This is a genomic window from Streptomyces sp. NPDC046925, assembly GCF_040644915.1.
Taxonomy (GTDB): Bacteria; Actinomycetota; Actinomycetes; order Streptomycetales; family Streptomycetaceae; genus Streptomyces.
On record NZ_JBEYWZ010000009.1, the window covers coordinates 339,424 to 355,671 of the forward strand.

General features: G+C 71.3%; 16 protein-coding genes. 7 read left to right on the forward strand and 9 right to left on the reverse strand.

Annotated features, from left to right (window positions below):
• Positions 1 to 52 precede the first annotated feature (52 nt).
• Positions 53 to 1,222, forward strand: coding sequence for a damage-control phosphatase ARMT1 family protein (locus tag ABZ906_RS31905; protein WP_361388717.1), 1,170 nt, complete (start codon positions 53 to 55; stop codon positions 1,220 to 1,222).
• A gap of 361 nt (positions 1,223 to 1,583) precedes the next feature.
• Positions 1,584 to 3,245: an ABC-F family ATP-binding cassette domain-containing protein gene (locus tag ABZ906_RS31910; protein WP_361388720.1), complete on the forward strand. Its 1,662-nt coding sequence runs from the start codon at positions 1,584 to 1,586 to the stop codon at positions 3,243 to 3,245.
• Between the two features lie 113 nt (positions 3,246 to 3,358).
• On the opposite strand, the gene ABZ906_RS31915 is transcribed toward ABZ906_RS31910, so the two are convergent.
• The 4 genes from ABZ906_RS31915 to ABZ906_RS31930 all read right to left on the reverse strand — a co-directional run bounded on the left by ABZ906_RS31915 (position 3,359) and on the right by ABZ906_RS31930 (position 6,403).
• Positions 3,359 to 4,600, reverse strand: coding sequence for a hypothetical protein (locus tag ABZ906_RS31915; protein ID WP_361388723.1), 1,242 nt, complete (start codon positions 4,598 to 4,600; stop codon positions 3,359 to 3,361).
• Between the two features lie 133 nt (positions 4,601 to 4,733).
• Positions 4,734 to 5,192, reverse strand: a complete 459-nt coding sequence (locus ABZ906_RS31920) for an RDD family protein (RefSeq protein ID WP_361388726.1) — start codon at positions 5,190 to 5,192, stop codon at positions 4,734 to 4,736.
• A 148-nt stretch (positions 5,193 to 5,340) separates the two neighbouring features.
• Positions 5,341 to 5,901, reverse strand: a complete 561-nt coding sequence (locus ABZ906_RS31925) for a DoxX family protein (RefSeq protein WP_361388729.1) — start codon at positions 5,899 to 5,901, stop codon at positions 5,341 to 5,343.
• Between the two features lie 91 nt (positions 5,902 to 5,992).
• Positions 5,993 to 6,403 (reverse strand): hypothetical protein, encoded by a 411-nt coding sequence (locus ABZ906_RS31930; protein WP_361388732.1) that lies wholly within the window; start codon positions 6,401 to 6,403, stop codon positions 5,993 to 5,995.
• 66 nt (positions 6,404 to 6,469) lie between these two features.
• On the opposite strand from ABZ906_RS31930, the gene ABZ906_RS31935 reads away from it, so the two are divergent.
• Positions 6,470 to 6,859, forward strand: a complete 390-nt coding sequence (locus ABZ906_RS31935) for a hypothetical protein (RefSeq protein ID WP_361388735.1) — start codon at positions 6,470 to 6,472, stop codon at positions 6,857 to 6,859.
• An 85-nt stretch (positions 6,860 to 6,944) separates the two neighbouring features.
• Here the strand turns inward: ABZ906_RS31935 and ABZ906_RS31940 are convergent, their stop codons facing one another.
• Positions 6,945 to 7,754: an AraC family transcriptional regulator gene (locus ABZ906_RS31940; RefSeq protein WP_361388738.1), complete on the reverse strand. Its 810-nt coding sequence runs from the start codon at positions 7,752 to 7,754 to the stop codon at positions 6,945 to 6,947.
• A 102-nt stretch (positions 7,755 to 7,856) separates the two neighbouring features.
• Here ABZ906_RS31940 and ABZ906_RS31945 point away from each other — a divergent pair, with 102 nt between their 5' ends.
• Positions 7,857 to 8,228: a cupin domain-containing protein gene (locus ABZ906_RS31945; protein WP_361184275.1), complete on the forward strand. Its 372-nt coding sequence runs from the start codon at positions 7,857 to 7,859 to the stop codon at positions 8,226 to 8,228.
• A gap of 288 nt (positions 8,229 to 8,516) precedes the next feature.
• Positions 8,517 to 9,785 (forward strand): aminotransferase class I/II-fold pyridoxal phosphate-dependent enzyme, encoded by a 1,269-nt coding sequence (locus ABZ906_RS31950; protein ID WP_361184274.1) that lies wholly within the window; start codon positions 8,517 to 8,519, stop codon positions 9,783 to 9,785.
• A 104-nt stretch (positions 9,786 to 9,889) separates the two neighbouring features.
• Here ABZ906_RS31950 and ABZ906_RS31955 read toward each other — a convergent pair whose 3' ends face one another.
• The 4 genes from ABZ906_RS31955 to ABZ906_RS31970 form a co-directional block, all read right to left on the reverse strand.
• A complete protein-coding gene (locus ABZ906_RS31955; RefSeq protein WP_361388741.1) occupies positions 9,890 to 11,017 on the reverse strand; it encodes a hypothetical protein in 1,128 nt (375 codons plus the stop codon).
• Positions 11,017 to 12,180: a hypothetical protein gene (locus ABZ906_RS31960; RefSeq protein WP_361388744.1), complete on the reverse strand. Its 1,164-nt coding sequence runs from the start codon at positions 12,178 to 12,180 to the stop codon at positions 11,017 to 11,019. The genes ABZ906_RS31955 and ABZ906_RS31960 overlap by 1 nt, the downstream gene beginning before the upstream one ends.
• A gap of 58 nt (positions 12,181 to 12,238) precedes the next feature.
• Entirely contained in the window at positions 12,239 to 12,418 is a 180-nt protein-coding gene (locus ABZ906_RS31965) for a hypothetical protein (protein ID WP_361388747.1), read from the reverse strand.
• 151 nt (positions 12,419 to 12,569) lie between these two features.
• On the reverse strand, positions 12,570 to 13,151 hold the full coding sequence (locus tag ABZ906_RS31970) for a GNAT family N-acetyltransferase (RefSeq protein WP_361388750.1): 582 nt from the start codon (positions 13,149 to 13,151) through the stop codon (positions 12,570 to 12,572).
• Between the two features lie 175 nt (positions 13,152 to 13,326).
• Between ABZ906_RS31970 and ABZ906_RS31975 the strand changes: the two genes are divergently transcribed.
• A complete protein-coding gene (locus ABZ906_RS31975; protein WP_361388753.1) occupies positions 13,327 to 14,439 on the forward strand; it encodes a LacI family DNA-binding transcriptional regulator in 1,113 nt (370 codons plus the stop codon).
• An 80-nt stretch (positions 14,440 to 14,519) separates the two neighbouring features.
• Complete coding sequence (locus tag ABZ906_RS31980) at positions 14,520 to 16,130, forward strand: FAD-dependent oxidoreductase (RefSeq protein ID WP_361388756.1); 1,611 nt, start codon at positions 14,520 to 14,522, stop codon at positions 16,128 to 16,130.
• The last annotated feature ends 118 nt before the right edge of the window (positions 16,131 to 16,248 follow it).

Here is a 16,248-nt window from a genome sequence, read left to right on the forward strand (position 1 = left end):
TCACCGTAAACCGCTCCACCCTTGAGCCGTCAAATGATGAGACCCTTCAGCCATGGCAGAAGAAGGCGACGCCCCCGTCATCCTGAGCAACGCACCCGGCTCCTTCTCCCGGAGCGTGCTCGCCGAGCGGCACCCCGCGCTCATCAAGAAGGTGCGGGACGCCTTCCCCTACGGCCCGCGCCGGCACCGTGCCCTGGACGCCCTCCTGTCACAGGCCACGGAAGGCGTGGTCGAACCGCCGGACCCCGACGCGCACGACCATGACATGTGGGAGGCCTGGAGTCGCGAGTACATCGGCCTGTCCTGGTTCGACGTGCCCTTCCTGTGGGCCGAGAGCTACTTCTACCGCCAACTCCTCGCCGCCGTCGGATACTTCGAACCCGGCCCCTGGCAGGGCATCGATCCGTTCCGCCCGTTCAAGCAGGCCGAACTCCACACGGAAGAGGCCGCCGAAGAACTCGCCGCTCTCGACGCTCTCGCCCGGCGGCCCCTCGACGAACAACGCCAGGCGCTCCTCCTCGGCTCCCTGTGGGGCAACCGCGCGGACCTGGGCTTCGCCGTGGGCGGCGGCCCCGCCGGGGCCGCCGACTCGCGCCTCGTCGCCGACGACTCCGCGCTGCTGTGGTCCCTGCTGCCCGAGGGCGGCGCGGCCACGCTGTGCCTGGTCGCGGACAACGCGGGACGAGAACTGCTGCCCGACCTCATCCTCATCGACCACCTCCTGCGCCATCGGCGCGCCGAGCGGGTCGTGCTGCACGTCAAGCCCTGCCCGTACTACGTCTCGGACGCCATCACCGCCGACGTGATCGACTGCCTGCGCCATCTGCGCGGCGCGCGCGGCAACGCGGCGGAGGTGGGCGAGCGCCTGTGGGCGGCCATGGGAGAGGGCCGGCTCACCGTCCGCGCCCACACCTTCTCCTGCGCCCCGCTGCCGTACGCGAAGATGCCCGACGACCTGCGCCAGGAGTTCGCCGACGCCGATGTGACCGTCATGAAGGGCGACCTGAACTACCGGCGGCTCGTCGGCGACCGGCTGTGGCCCGCCACCACACCGTACGAGGAACGCACCGCTTACTTCCCCGGCCCCGTGGCATCACTGCGGACACTGAAGTCCGACGTGATCGTCGGTCTCGACGCGCGGACCGAGGCGCGGCTCGACGCCGAGCACGGCCGGGACTGGCGCACGAGCGGCACCCTCGCCCTGATCCAGGCACGGCGCTGACCTGCTGCGGTGGCCTGCGGCCTGCGGCGCCGAACTGCGCCGCTGACCTGCGACGATGACGTAAAGCTTTGCCTTTCGCGCTCTTGGTCGTTATCGTTTGCGACGTCCTGTTGTCTCCGATAGAGGTGGACGTTGCGCATCTGAGGTTCGCGATCATCGCGCCGTACGGCCCTCGCCGTACGCCCGTCACGCCGCCGCCCGGCCCCGCCGGTGCCGCCCGTGACCCCGCGTGGATGCGACCTCGGTGCATGAGCCGTCCCTCTGTATTCAGGACCGCCGCACCTCTCTCTTTCCCGGCCGGTCGCCGCGTGGTGCTCGCATACGACGCCCCCTGCCCGCGCCTGCGACTGCGAGAACCCTCATGTCAGTACCCACCACACCCAGCGCGTCCCTCACCTGCTCCGCCCTGTCCTTCCAGTGGCCGGACGGCACCAGCGTCTTCGACGGCCTCTCCCTCAGCATCGGCCGGGGCCGCACCGGGCTCGTCGGCACCAACGGCACCGGCAAATCCACCCTGCTGCGGCTCCTCGCCGGTCAACTGCGCCCGTCCAAGGGGTCGGTGACCGTCGGCGGCAGCCTCGCCTACCTGCCGCAGAACATCACCCTCGACACGAACCTCCGCGTCGACCAGGCGCTCGGCATCGCCGAGCGGCGCGACGCACTGCGGGCCATCGAGTCGGGAGACGCCCGCGAGGAGCACTTCGAGACGATCGGCGACGACTGGGACGTCGATGAGCGAGCCCTGGCCACGCTGGGTTCACTGGGACTGGGCGGCGTCGAACTCGACCGCACCGTGGGCCAGATGTCCGGCGGCGAGACCGTCCTGCTGCGCCTGGCCGCGCTGCTCCTCCAGCGCCCCGACGTCCTCCTGCTCGACGAACCGACCAACAACCTCGACCTGTTCGCGCGCCGCAGGCTCTACGAAGCCGTCGACTCCTGGCGCTCCGGAGTCCTGGTCGTCGTCAGCCACGACCTCGACCTGCTCGAACGCGTGGACCGCATCGCCGAACTGCGCGCCGGATCGGTGAACTGGTACGGCGGTGGCTGGTCCGCCTACGAGGAAGCCCTCGCCACCGAGCAGGAAGCGGCCGGACGCATGCTGCGGGCCGCCGAGGCCGACGTACGACGCCAGAAACGCGAACTGGAGGAGACCCAGATCAAGGTGGCCCGCCGCGCGCGGCACAGCAAGAAGATGGACGCCCAGCGGCGCGCCCCGCGCATCGTCGCGGGCGAGAAGAAGCGCTCCGCGCAGGAGTCCGGCGACAAGCTCCGGGGCCTGCACGAGGAGCGGCTCAGCGAGGCGCGCGAGCGGCGTGAGGAAGCCGCGGACGCGATCCGCAACGACGCCGAGATCCGCGTCAGCCTTCCGCACACCGCCGTCCCCGCGGGCCGCACGGTCTTGACCCTGAGCGAACTGCGGCCCCAGTACGGCAAGTTGAAGGAAGGCAGCCTGCACGTACAAGGACCCGAACGGATCGCCCTCGTCGGGCGCAACGGCGCGGGCAAGACGACGCTCCTGCGCACCCTCACCGGCGAACTGGCCCCGCTGTCCGGCGAAGTGAGGACGTCCGTGCCGCTGCGGTTCCTGCCGCAGCGCCTCGACGTCCTCGACGACACGCTGAGCGTGGCCGCGAACGTCTCGCGCCTTGCACCCGGGCTCACCGACAACCACATCCGCTCCCAGCTCGCCCGCTTCCTGTTCAAGGGGGCGCGCGCCGAACAGCCGGCGGGCACACTCTCGGGCGGCGAGCGCTTCCGCGCCGCGCTCGCGGCGATGATGCTGGCCGCACCGGCCCCGCAGCTCCTGCTCCTCGACGAACCCACCAACAACCTCGACCTGGCCAGCGTGCGCCAACTCACCGGCGCGCTGGCGTCGTACGAGGGCGCGCTCCTGATCGCGAGCCACGACCTGACGTTCCTGGAGTCGGTCGGCATCACCCGCTGGCTGCTCGTCGGGGAAGAGCTCCGGGAGACCTCCGCGGAAGAGGTCCGCGAGCTGCTGGAGGCGCCGCAGACGGACTGAGCGGAGCCGGTGCGAAGAGCGGGGGAGCGGTGGCAGATGCGCGCCGGGCGAGCTACCGCTCCCGAGGGGCCGTGGGGCGCCGGGCGCCGGGCGCCGGTCAGTTGGTCAGTCGGTCAGTCCGGAAGCTCCACCCGGACCACCGCCGTGCTCCACTGCTCGGGGTCTCTGTCGGCGCCCTCGGGCTGCCCCTCCACGGCCGCGTACAGCGCGTCGTCGGAGCCCGCGATGGCCTGCACCCCCGCGATCACGGAGGACAGCTCGCCGTCGGCCACGCGATGGACGAGCTTTCCCGCCGAGGATTCCTCAAGAAGCTTCTTCTGCGCGGCCGATGTGGCTCCCTGCCAGCGGTAGGCAGTGTCCAGGCTCGGCTTGTACGCCTCACGCGCGTCGGTGTAGTAGACCTCGTCGCGTCCCGGTACGAGCGTCAGATCACCGCCCGAATCGCGGGACGCACGTGGGATCGTCGCATCGAGAGCTCTGCCCACGCCCTCGAAGGGGTCCTTCGTCTCGGCGATCTTGCCGGGAGCGGAGGCCGCGACCAGGGGGCTCAGGGTGCCGTCGGCCTTGATGCGCACGATTCCCGCCCCGGTCCTCCAGTACAGGCCGTCCTTGCCGGGGGCGAGCCAACCCGAGTTGAAGACGTCGGTGACCAGTACGTCCTCGGCCTTGGTGCCGGGGGCCGGGTTGATGCCGTTCCGCACCGCCGGGTTGGACCGCTTGTAGGACTCGTCGTCCTTGGGCGGGCGCCCCGCCACCGGCTCGACCCTGTCGCCCTCGACCTTGTGGACGTAGGAGGCCACGTCCCCCCAGATCACCTGGTCGCCGAAGTAGACGGAGCCGTCCTCGGCGACGGCCACGCCCGTGATCCGGCCGGTGCAGAACTTGTCTGTCGCCGGTCGCGCGTCGAGCTTCTCGCAGCCACCCCTGACGACCTTGGTCGCCTTTCCGGCGGGAGTGACCTTCCACAGGTCTTCCGCCGCGAGGTAGAAGGACCCGTCGGGGGACACCGCGGCCTGATCGGCGGTGACGCCGTCCATGCCGGTGATGGTCGTGCGCTCGGCGGCACCGGAGCGACCCCGCTGCCACATCACCATCCCGTCGTTCTCCTGGGTGAACAAGGTGACGGACCCGTCGGGAGCGGCGGCGAGACCCGCGTACGAGCCCTGGACCGCCTGCTTGTCGCCCCTGGCGTAGAGGTCGTCGCCGCCACCGATGACGAAGTCGACCTGCGGCGGGCCGCCTCCGTCATCCGATGCCACGTTGTAGACGGTGAAGCCGGCTATGGCCGCGATGGCGACACCCGCGCCGGCCAAGGCCCGGCGCCGCCTGCCGGACCAGGATGTGAAGCCGCGCAAGGTATCGCCTCTCGTCGCTCAAGGAAGTGGTGCCGCACACCCGGTGCCGCACACCCGGTGCCGCACACCCGGTGCCGCACACCCGGTGCTGCACACCTGGTGCTGCATCAGGTGTGCAGCACCAGCTGACGGATCAGGAACGGATCGTCCGACGACGCACCATACGCAGCCCCGCCGCGTCCTGTTGCTCCACATCGCTGTCCGTCGCCAGATGCAGCGGAACAAAGAGGATCATCCAGTAGAAGCCGAACAGCCACCGTCCGACGAGTCGCAGGAAACGGGGTCGTCCGCCGTCGGCGGCACGGACCACGCGCACACCTGTGAGCAGCTTTCCGCAGCTGGCTCTGGCCGCGAGGGTGAGCAGGACATGGTTGGCGAAGGAGACGGCTACGGCCACGCCGAGCGCGAGGCCCCACACCGCGGGGGACTGCGGCCGCAGTTCGACCACGCCGTCACTCACCTTCACACCGGCCGCGGCACCGGCGACAAGCCCGGACGCCAGAGCGATGAGCGCGTCGACGACGGCCGCGGTGACCGTGCGCGGCTGTGTGGGGGCCACAGGGCGGGTGGAGGTGAGTTCCTTGTTGACCACGGTGCTGTTTCCCGGCCTTCTTGCTCGTCCGCTGTTCGACGGGCGGGTCACGGCGACGCCCGGGCTGCACGCTACCTTCGCTGCCGTCGGGGCCGGGCCCGAGGGTGTTCTCCGTGCGGTGATCACCCTCGGACCCGGCTTCGTGGTGTCAGTCGTGCAGGGCCAGCAGGACGATGGCGGCCGAGACGGCGCCCAGGGCCACCGCGGCGACGCCGTGGGAGAGGCGGTGGGTGCGCGGGACGGGCAGGACGTGGTCGACGGAGTACCTTCCGGGGCCGGCCAGTGCCAGGCTCACGGCAGCCGTGAGCAGGACCAGGTCGTACTCGATGCCCGAGGGGTTGAAGAAGCCGTTGCCCCACTTCATGGCGATGGCGTTGAGCATGATCCCGAGGACGCCCGCCCCGGCGAGCGGGGTGAGCAGACCGATGGCCAGGCCCAGGCCGCAGAGCGTCTCGGTCAGACCGGCGATCGTGGCCATGGCCTTCGGAGCGGAGTAGCCGTCGCTCGCGAAGAACCCGGCGGTGCCGTCGAGGCCCGCGCCGTTGAACCAGCCGAACAGCTTCTGGCCGCCGTGCACGGCCATGGTCAGACCGACCGCGCAGCGCAGCAGCAGGAGCCCGATGTCGATGCCGGGCTGCGAGGAGCCGCGCGGGGAGCCGGGGCCGCCCGAAGCGGAGAGGTAACTGCTGGGGGAAGCGGAAAGGGGCATGCGGATCTCTCCTGTTGGTCGATTCATCGCCGGAGGCGATGCGGTGATGCCGACCGGTCGGGCCGGCGGGATGCGGGTGGAGAGATCCCGTCTACGTTCTGATGACCCGGGTTCTGTAGAGGTCCACGGACGTCGCGTCCGGGGGAGCGGCTCCGGGCAGCACGGGTGTGTCGTCCCGCGGCTCGTACGACACGGGCGCGGCGCCGATGGCGGGCGAGTTGGTCCGCTCGGGAGCGGGCAGTGCCTCGCGCGGAGTCCGGTTCTCGCCCTCGTGACAGCCACGGCCGCCGTCACGGGCGCGGTCGGGGCCGCTTTCCCGGCTGTCGGCGTACGGGTACGGGCCGAAGGCGTCGGCGGTCGCGCCGCGGTCTTCGGTGACCGAAGCGGCGGCCGCGCCCGACGCCCCGTCGACGCCGAGCAGGGGGACGAGGAAGAGGACGGCCATGGCGAGCAGGGCCGTGCGCACCGCACTGCCCCGGGGTCGCGTCCTCCGTGTCGCCATGTCCGACCGATGGTAGGCCAGAGTGAGCGGTGCGCACAGGAGGTGCGGTAGTGGACGCACGGCTGCGTGAGCGATGCTGGGCGCATGCTGCTGCCGTCCTGTGAGAAGACCGAGCTGATCGAGGTCGTCCGCCTCACCGACCCCGTGGTGAACATGGCGTCCGCCGACCTGGCGGGCGAGGACGTCGCGCTGTGGACGGCGGGCGAGGCCGGCGAAGCGCTGGCCCTGATGTCCTCGGTTCCGGACGACGATCTGCACCGCTGCTTCATGCCGGGCTGGGGAATCAGGGCCCACGGCGCCTCCGGGCTGCTGTTCCGCATAGCCTTCTGCTTCCGGTGCCACGGCGCCCGCCTGTGGGGTCCGGGTGTTCCCGCCGAGCAGCAGGGGCTCCAGGGCTTCGCCTCCCAGAGCCCTGCCGCTCTCGAACTGCTCCGGCGCTTCCGGGAAGCGAGTTGACAGGCCGTCAGATATGTCGGGTCGTCAGAATCGCGAGGCCGTCGGGTCGGCTCACCGGGCGCATGTGACGACGTGGGCGCGGTGGCTAACCCTCGCCCCGCCCGTAACGTCCGGGCGTGGTGCCCACATGGCGGGTGAAGTGCCGGTTCAGATGGGCCTGGTCGTGAAACCCCACGGCGGTCGCGACATCGGCGGGGCGCAGGCCTTCGAGCAGGAGATGCCGTGCGCGGTCGATGCGCTTCCCGGTGAGGTAGGTGTGCGGCGGCAGCCCGTAGGTCTGCCTGAAGCAGCGGATGAGGTGGGTGGGGTGCGCGTGCAGTGCGGCGGCGGCCTCGTGCAGCGAGAGGCCGGCGGGTATCCGGGAGTCAAGGAGTTCACGCAGCTTGACCGCGAGGCGGTTGGCCTCGCGGCCGGGCGTGCGGGGCCGCAGCGCGTCGAGATGGACGTGCAGCCGCTCACGGATGAAGGAGAGGCGTGACTCGGCTTCGAAGGTGTCTCCCGGGTGGCCGAGCGACGTGTGCAGCTGGTGGATCCGGTGGCGCAGCAAGGCGTCGTCGAGTATCGGGCCGTCCACCGCGCCGCCGACAAGGCGCCGGGGGAGCACGGAGTCATCGAGGTAGAGCACGCGCTTCCGAAAGCCCGAAGCGGTGACCGTACGCCCGTCGTGCGGTACGCCGGGCGGCAGCAGGAGCACGTTCGCGGTGCCGGTCGCGTCATGGCGGCGGCGGTCGAGCGCGAAGTCGACCGCTCCGTCGTCGAGGATCATCAGGTCCCACGTGTCGTGGGTGTGCGCCGGGTACGCGTGGTCGGTGAAGTGAGCGTGGAACACCTCCGCGATGCCGGGCACCGCGGGGCGCCAGGCCGTGATGGACGCGCGGGGGAGCTCTTCCTGCATGCCAGGAACGTACAAGACCGGCGGGGTCCGGGCGCGAGAGGCTCATGCCATCAGCCATCAGCCATCAGCCATCAGCCATCAGCCATCAGTAAGAGGTGCCGCATGTCGAAGAAGCCCGTCCCCGTCAACATCGCCGACAGGCTCGCGGAGTTCAGTGAGTTGTGGTCGCAGAAGACGGTGGCCGTCCTCAACGACTACGAGGTCAAGCTGGCCAAGCTGCAAGGGGAGTTCGTCTGGCACCGCCATGAGGACACGGACGAACTGTTCCTGGTGATCAGCGGGCGACTGACCATTCAGCTCAGGGACGGCGACGTGGTCCTGGCCCCCGGCGAGCTGTTCGTGGTTCCCCGCGGTGTCGAACACTGCCCGGTGGCGGAGGAGGAAACCGCCATCCTGCTCTTCGAGCCGGCGGGGACGATGAACACGGGCGACGCCGGAGGCCCGCTGACCAAGGCAACCGAGCTCGTCGCCTAGCCGTCGGCCGTCGGTGACCTGTTTGGAATGCGGGGACACGGGGCAGCCGACCGTCGCCGGGCGCGAGCCGCAGTCACGCCTGGCACCGTGGCCATCCTGGTGCCGCTGGGCTCGGCCTCCGGGCGATGTAGGTCCCCGGAGCGCGACGAGCACGGCGTGACGAGCGCCACCTGCCACGAACGGGCAGGTCATCGCTTTGTATCCTCGGCTGGCAGCGCCGACGCCCCCGTCGCCGCCGAGGCAGCCCACCGGCCCCGGCGGCGCCGACAACGTAAGGACAGACACATCATGACCACCGAGCTGAGCCCCGACTCCCTGACCGGGCTCCTTGAGCGGGCCCGCCAGGACTACCAGGACCTCACGGGACGCGGGCTCTCGCTCGACCTCACGCGCGGCAAGCCGTCCCCGGAGCAGCTCGACCTCTCCGAGGAGCTGCTGAGCCTGCCCGGCGGGCGGCACACCTCCGCCGACGGCACGGACGTCCGCAATTACGGCGGTCTCCAGGGTCTGGTGGAGCTGCGGGAGATCTTCGCGGACGTACTCCAGGTGCCCGCCGAGCAGCTTCTCGCGCTCGGCAACTCCAGCCTCGAGCTGATGCACGACTGCATCGTGCACGCCCTGCTGAGCGTGGTGCCGGGCGGCGAGTCACGCTGGGTGGACCAGGAGCGGATCGCCTTCCTGTGTCCGACCCCGGGATACGACCGGCATTTCGGGCTCTGCCAGCGCTTCGGGATCGACATGATCCCCGTGCCGATGACGGCCGAGGGCCCGGACATGGACACCGTGGAGCGGCTCGTCGCCGAGAACCCGAAGATCAAGGGCATCTGGTGCGTCCCGAAGTACAGCAACCCCGACGGTGTCTCCTACAGCGATGAGACCGTGGCCCGCCTTGCCTCGATGCGGGCCGCCGCACCCGATTTCCGGATCTTCTGGGACAACGCGTACGCCGCCCACCACCTCACCGACGAGCCCGTCGAGATCGCCGACCTGCTCACCGCCTGCGCGGACGCGGGGAACGCGGACCGCGTCTTCGTCTTCGGCTCCACCTCGAAGATCACCGCGGCGGGAGCGGGTGTCGCCTTCTTCGGCTCGTCGCCCGCGAACCTGAAGTGGCTGCTCGCCAACAACGCCAAGCGGTCGATCGGCCCCGACAAGATCAACCAGCTGCGTCACGTGATGTTCCTGCGGGACGCCGACGGCGTGCGGGCCCACATGGAGCGCCAGCGCGCCCTGCTCCAGCCGAAGTTCGAGGCGGTGGCGCGGATCCTGGAGGCGGAGCTCGGCGGCACCGGCCTCGCCCGGTGGACCGACCCCAAGGGCGGCTACTTCGTCACGCTCGAAGTGCCCGACGGCTGCGCCAAGGAGGTCGTACGCCGTGCCGCGGACGCGGGCATCGTGCTGACCCCGGCCGGCGCCACCCACCCGTACGGCGACGACCCGCGTGACGCCGTCATCCGCGTCGCGCCCAGCTACCCGAGCCTCGACGAACTGGAGCAGGCCATGCAGGGGCTCACGACGTGCGTGCGGCTCGTGGGGTACGAGCAGCGGGCCCGCTAGGTCCCACGCCCCGGAAGGGGCGACGGAGGAGGGGCGCTGCCCGCCGTGATCATCGATCACCGGCGAGGGCGGCGCCCCTCCTGCGTTTCATGCGGGCGCCGGTTTCACGCGGGCATCTTGATCCGCAGGGGGCCGCAGCCGACGCGGTCCGCCTCGGCGGCCACATAGCGGGGCAGGAGCATCCGGATGTCGGCGGCGTGGTCCCTGCCGTCGGCCCGGATGAGGAAGGTGACCTCGCCGGTCTGGCACTCGGCCTGGAAGAAGCCGAAGTCGTCCCGGAGGAAACCGGCCCCCCGGCCGCCGTCCAGGACCTTGACCTTGGGGCCGCCCTCGGACTTCAGGCGCGTGTAGAGCGCGGCGAGGCGCGGGTCCTCGACCGTCATCAGCCGCAGACTCGGGTGCTCGAAGACGGCATCGCGGTCGCAGGTCCGCACCGGGCCCCCGCCCGCGGTCACCAGCGGCTGATGCAGCTCGTCGACCGGCCGCATGCCGTCCAGGTGCAGCCCCTCGATGCCGCATATCGCGTCGGGCTTCTCGCTCGTGGCGCGGGCGGGGGCTGGCAGCCGGTCCGCGGGGTCCTTCACCTGGCCGTCGCACTCCTGCTGGGTCAGGAAGCTGTTGACGAGTGTGACCAGGGCGCTGGTGAGCCGGGCACGGTCACCGGTGTCGACCCGGCTCGCGTAGTCGGTCCAGCCCGTCTCCATGTCGATCACGGTGGGGGTGAAGGAATCCGTCCTCCTGCCGACGCAGCTCTCCGGAATCGCCAGCCACGCGCGCGAGTCCGACGCCATGCCCAGCAGTCCGCCGCCCAGCGGGGTCATCCGCGCGGACAGATACTCGTCGGCCCACGCGTCGCGGTCGCCGCCGAACCGGCCGCTGAGCTTGTGGACCCGGGCCGTGATCTCCGGGCCGCCCTCCGTCTGCAGACGGCACACGCCCGCCCTCTCCGCGAGGTAGCGGTCGCGGGTCGGCATGGCCGACGTCTCGATGTCGTCCTCGCCCTCGAAGAGGTCCGCCACGTCGTCGCCGCTCAGCGAACCCCAGCACGCCGACTCCTGCTCGAAGGGGCCCGCCTGCGCCTGCCAGGCGATCCCGGTGCCGCCGAGCAGCGCCCCGGCGACGGCGGCGGCGAGGGCGGGACGCAGCCGCCCGCGCATGAGCTGCCCCCAGTGCCACCAGGGGCGGGGCCGCCCGGGAGCCGCGCCGGCCGTCGTCTCGTCCGTCTCGGTCATCAGCGCTCTCCCTCGGTTCCCGCGGCCGCGGCCGGTGCGACGGCCGTGCACCCAAGACGGTGCGACACGCCGTTGGTGAATGCGGCGAAGAGCCTCTTGGCGTCATGTGCCGGTGCGCCCAGCATCAGGAACGACGTCGGGCGCCCCGCGCACTGCGTCCGTACGAACTGATGGTCCGGTTCGATGGCGCCCTTGCCCCGCCAGCCACGCGCCGGTGCAGCGTCGCCGTGCAGGTCCTTGAGAAGCGCGTCGAGCCGGGGGTGGGCGACCATCAGAGCGTCGAGGTGTGCGGCGTTCGACCTGCCGATCCGCACCGCACAGGACTGCTGCTCGTCGGTGACCACACCGACCTGGTACGAGGTCTCGTCCTCCTGCTTCTCGTCGAGGTCGAGATCGAGTCCCTTGATGCGGCACGCCGGATCGGAGTAGAAGGTCCCGGCGTTCTCCGGCAACGTGAGCCGGGGAGAGGTGACGCGCAGCGGCTTCGCCGGGGCGCAACCCGCCTTCTCCATCCCCTTGTTGGCGGCGCTCACCAGGAGTTCGGTCACCCCGCGCGGGCCGCCGACGTCCGGGCTCGGCGGCCGCGGATCGCCGGACTGCCTCTTCTCCTGCGCGTCGAGGGTGACCGCGGTGGGGTGCCCGTCGCGGGTGTCGCACCGCTCGGGCAGCACCAGCAGACCGTGTGTGCTGTCGACGGCGCCGGGCAGCCCGTCGGGCAGGGGTGTCACGCCGTCGCCGAGATAGCCGTTGAGCCAGGCCAGGCGAGCCTTCGCGTCCTTCGGGGCCGTGCCGAACTTCACCGTGACGGTGGTCTGCTGGGCGTGCTCGCCGCCGGAGCCGCCGTCGCTCGAGCGCACGGCCAGGGTGCACGAGCCCGTCGGCTTCCCCGGCGTCGGTGAGGAGTCCTCGGACGTACGACCGCGTGCGTCGTCACCCGAGAACGCCTCGTCGCCCAGAATCCAGGAGCCGCTGTCCTGTTCCCAACTGCCCCAGCAGTAACTGTCCTTGCTGGCCAAGGGCCCCTGGAACGCCCAGGTTCCGAGCCCCGCCGCCACCGCCACCACCACGGCGCCCGATGCCACGGCCCGGCGCCGTGTGCGGACAAGGCCGCGCCCCCATGTGCGTGCCCGGCCGAACCGCCCCGCCTGACTTGCCCCCGTCACCGCAGCTTCCCCTTCTCCGCCCCGCCCGATGTGACCGCCGATCGTATCCAGTTGGCCCCTACAGGCGATCACCGGGCCCGTAGCTCAGCTGCGGCAACTGGAGGTCCTTGCCGAAGCGGTCCTCGAACTGGACACGGCGTTCCGGCAGCGCGGCAACGACCCCTCCCGGGGTGCCCGGCTCGCCGATGCCGTGCACGAGGTCACGGCGCTGCTCCTGCAGTGGCCGCCGAAGTTCCATGAGGTGGTGACGGAGTCAGGCGAGATCGTGCTGTGACTCCCGGACGGGCCCGCGTCTTCCGGGAGCCGATGCGCCCCGCTCACCGTCGTGGGCCGCCCCGCTCACCGTCGTGGGCCCCGCTCACCGTCGTGGGAGCGGGGCGGCACCTGAGCTAGTCGGAGGCGACGGGCCGCGCCCCGGGGCCGTCGAGCACCATCTCGCGCTCCCTCTTCGAGGGGTCGCCCTTCATGGGGGCGGTCTTGCCGGAGCGCACGAAGCCGTAGCGCCGGTAGAAGCTCTCGGCCCGTGCGTTGTCCTCGTGGACGTACAGGCGCACGCGCGCCACGTCCGCAGCCGACCAGGCCCAGTCGATGGCCGCCTCGAAGAGCGCGTCGATCAGGCCGCTTCCGCGGTGCTCGGCGCGGACGAAGACACCGACGAGATGTGCCTGGCGCTGCTCGATGGTCCCGCCGAACACGTCGTCGCTGCCCGCGTCCTCGACGAGCACGGTCACCGTGCCGCTCCAGGTGCCGTCCGGGCCCTCGGTCACGAACTGGCGCACCGGGGGTCCGCCCGCCGCACCCTTGGCCCGCTCCTGCCAGAAGGAGTCCGGCTGCGCGGCGGCCTGCTCGTACGTGTCGAGGAAGGCGATCGGCGCCGCCGGGTCCTGGAGCGCCAGGAGCCGCAGCTTCTTCACCTCGGGCCACTCGTCGGCGCGTATCGCACGGACGGCATGGCGGGAAACCTGGTTCATGCTGCCGCACCCTACGGGACCGGCGTTGCCGGGCGCTTCGCCATTTTCCCTGGTCCCCGCGCCCGCTCGGGCAAGAGGAAGAAACTTCGTCGCACCCCTTGACCGTTGCTCCCACGCCGCGCACAGTACTCGTTAATGCGCATAACTAATACGCATTAATGATGGAGGGGCAGTGGTGGACGAACCCAGGAAGCGCGCCGGACGAGGCCGGGCGTCCGGCTCGGCAGGGCGCACCGGGCGGCCGCGTCAGGCGGAGGTCGCCCGGCTCGCGGGGGTGTCGCAGGCCACCGTCTCGCTGGTGCTCGCGGGCAAGAAGCAGGGCATCGCCATCTCGGACGAGACCCGGCAGAAGGTCCTCGACGCGGCCGGCAGCCTCGGCTACGTGCCCGACCCGGCCGCCCGGCGTCTCGCGGCGGCGCGCAACGGCCTGCTCGGAGTGTTCAGCTTCACGGCCACCTTCCCCACGGACGTGCAGCACTCGTACTACCCGTTCCTGGTGGGCGTGGAGCAGGAAGCCGCCGCGCAGGGATACGACCTGGTGCTCTTCACCGGGTCGAGCAGGGGAGGAGCGGGGGCCGGCGGGCCGCACGCGCTCAACAGGGCGCGGCTGGCGGACGGTTGCCTCTTCCTGGGCCGCCACGCTCCCGTGGACGAACTGCGCAGGCTCGTGGACGACGGGTTCCCCGTGGTCCACCTGGGCCGCAGGGACGAACCGAAGGGGCTCGCCTGGGTCGGCGCCGACTATGTGAGCGCCAGCCGGGAAGTCGTCCGGCGGCTCGCCGATCTCGGACACCGCCGCGTCATCCTCGTACGCGAGGACGATGACGCGCCCGCATCCACCGACCGCGAGCAGGGCTTCCAGGAAGGCCTGGAGGCGGCAGGACTGCCCGGCGGTGACTCCGCCGTGTTCCGCCGCGCCGATCCGGAACGCACGCTCGGCGCGGAGCAACTGCGGCAGTGGGTCGCGCAGGGCGTCACCGCGTTCGTGGCCGAGGAGACCGACAGCGGCGCGGCCTGGCGGGCGCTGAGCACGGCTGCCCGCGACGCCGGTCTCGACTGCCCCGGCGACATCTCCCTGGCCGTCCTTGGCAGCCCGCCGCCCGACCTGGCGGACGCGCCGCTGCCCACCGGCTTCGACATCCCCCGCGCGCAGCTGGGCGCGGCCGCCGTACGCCTGCTCGCCACCCTCGTCGCCGGCGAGGACGCCCCCGACCCGCTGGTGGCCTGCACCTTCCGGCCCGGCGCCAGCACGGGACCGCCGCCCAAGACGCTGCCGGACAGCGCATGACGGCCGGGACGAGCAGCCGCGCCCCGCCACCCGCCGGACGCCCGCGGCACGACCACGTACAGCACAGCACTAGGAGAACCGTGATCCCTGAACCGGACATCCTCATCGTCGGCGGCGGCCTGGGCGGCGTGGCCGCCGCGCTCGCCGCCTGCCGGGCCGGCCGGACCGTCGTCCTCACCGAGGAGACGGACTGGATCGGCGGCCAGCTCACCTCCCAGGCCGTCCCGCCGGACGAGCACCCCTGGGTGGAGCAGTTCGGCACGACCGCCTCGTACCGCAAGCTGCGCGAGTCCATCAGGGACTACTACCGCCAGTGGTATCCGCTGCGTTCGGAGGCCTTGTCCCTGCCCCGTCTCAATCCGGGCGCGGGCCGGGTCAGCAAGCTCTGCCACGAGCCCCGCGTCGCCCTGGCCGCCATGGAAGGCATGCTCGCGCCGCATCTCGCGTCCGGGCGGCTGACGCTTCTCACCGAGTACCGGGCCGTCGCCGCCGGATCGGACAACGATGTCATCACCTCGGTGACCCTGGAGAACCTGCGCGACGGCGAGCGCACCACGCTCCACGCCCGCTACGTCATCGACGCCACCGAGACCGGTGAACTCCTCGAACTGGGCGGCGTCGAGCACGCCGTCGGCGCCGAGTCGCGCGCCGAGTTCGGCGAGCCGCACGCCCCCGAGGAAGCCCAGCCCCTCAACCAGCAGGGCATCACCGTCTGCTTCGCGCTCTCCCACCACGAGGGCGAGAACCACGTCATCGAGCGCCCCGTCGACTACGACTTCTGGCGCTCCTACCAGCCGGACTTCTGGCCGGGCCCGCTCCTCGGCTTCCTCGCCCCGGACCCGCGTTCGCTCGAAGCCGTCCCGCGTACGTTCGTGCCGAACCCGGAGATCGACCCCCTCGCCGTCAACGCAGACCAGAGCGCCGACGCGGGCGACAAGGAACTGTGGGGCTTCCGCCGCATCCTCGCCCGCAAGCTGCACCGGCCGGGAGCCTTCGACTCCGACATCACCCTGGTCAACTGGCCCCTCAACGACTACTGGTTGAAGCCGCTGATCGGAGGCGGCGAACAGACCTCGGCGCAGGCCCTCGCCGAGGCCCGGCAGCTCTCGCTCTCGGTCCTCTACTGGCTGCAGACCGAGGCGCCCCGCGAGGACGGCGGCACCGGATTCCCCGGTCTGCGCCTTCGCCCCGACATCACCGGCACCGCCGACGGTCTGGCCAAGGCCCCCTACGTGCGCGAGTCGCGGCGCATCAAGGCCGTCACCACCGTCACCGAACAGGACGTCGCGATCGACGTCGTCGGCCCCTACGGACGGACCAAGTACCGCGACTCCGTGGGCGTCGGCAACTACCGCATCGACCTGCACCCCTCCACCGGCGGCGACAACTACATCGACATCGGCTCCGTGCCGTTCGAGATACCGCTCGGCGCCCTCGTGCCCCGCCGGATCCGCAATCTCCTGCCCGCGGGCAAGAACATCGGCACCACCCACATCACCAACGGCTGCTACCGCCTCCACCCCGTGGAGTGGAACATCGGCGAGGTCGCCGGTGCCCTGGCAGCTCACTGCGTGTCCGAAGGCGTCGAACCCCACCAGGTCCAAGCCGAGGACAAGCGGTTCGAGGAATTCGCCCGGCTGCTCGACCGAGACGGAGTGCAGCGCCACTGGCCCGACGTACGCGGCTACTGAGAGCCCACGGCTCTCGAAAGTGCCGGGTGGGACAGCTCCACCTGTGCCCCCCCCCCCCCCCCCGCCCCCCCCCCCCCCCCCAAGGGGGGGCCCAACCAAACAACACCCACCCCAACCC

Coding starts and splice junctions, on each gene's coding strand:
- ABZ906_RS31905 (WP_361388717.1), top strand. CDS start 53: ATGGCAGAAGAAGGCGACGCCCCCGTCATCCTGAGCAACGCACCCGGC.
- ABZ906_RS31910 (WP_361388720.1), top strand. CDS start 1,584: ATGTCAGTACCCACCACACCCAGCGCGTCCCTCACCTGCTCCGCCCTG.
- ABZ906_RS31925 (WP_361388729.1), bottom strand. CDS start 5,901: ATGCCCCTTTCCGCTTCCCCCAGCAGTTACCTCTCCGCTTCGGGCGGC.
- ABZ906_RS31930 (WP_361388732.1), bottom strand. CDS start 6,403: ATGGCGACACGGAGGACGCGACCCCGGGGCAGTGCGGTGCGCACGGCC.
- ABZ906_RS31940 (WP_361388738.1), bottom strand. CDS start 7,754: ATGCAGGAAGAGCTCCCCCGCGCGTCCATCACGGCCTGGCGCCCCGCG.
- ABZ906_RS31945 (WP_361184275.1), top strand. CDS start 7,857: ATGTCGAAGAAGCCCGTCCCCGTCAACATCGCCGACAGGCTCGCGGAG.
- ABZ906_RS31950 (WP_361184274.1), top strand. CDS start 8,517: ATGACCACCGAGCTGAGCCCCGACTCCCTGACCGGGCTCCTTGAGCGG.
- ABZ906_RS31955 (WP_361388741.1), bottom strand. CDS start 11,017: ATGACCGAGACGGACGAGACGACGGCCGGCGCGGCTCCCGGGCGGCCC.
- ABZ906_RS31965 (WP_361388747.1), bottom strand. CDS start 12,418: ATGGAACTTCGGCGGCCACTGCAGGAGCAGCGCCGTGACCTCGTGCAC.
- ABZ906_RS31970 (WP_361388750.1), bottom strand. CDS start 13,151: ATGAACCAGGTTTCCCGCCATGCCGTCCGTGCGATACGCGCCGACGAG.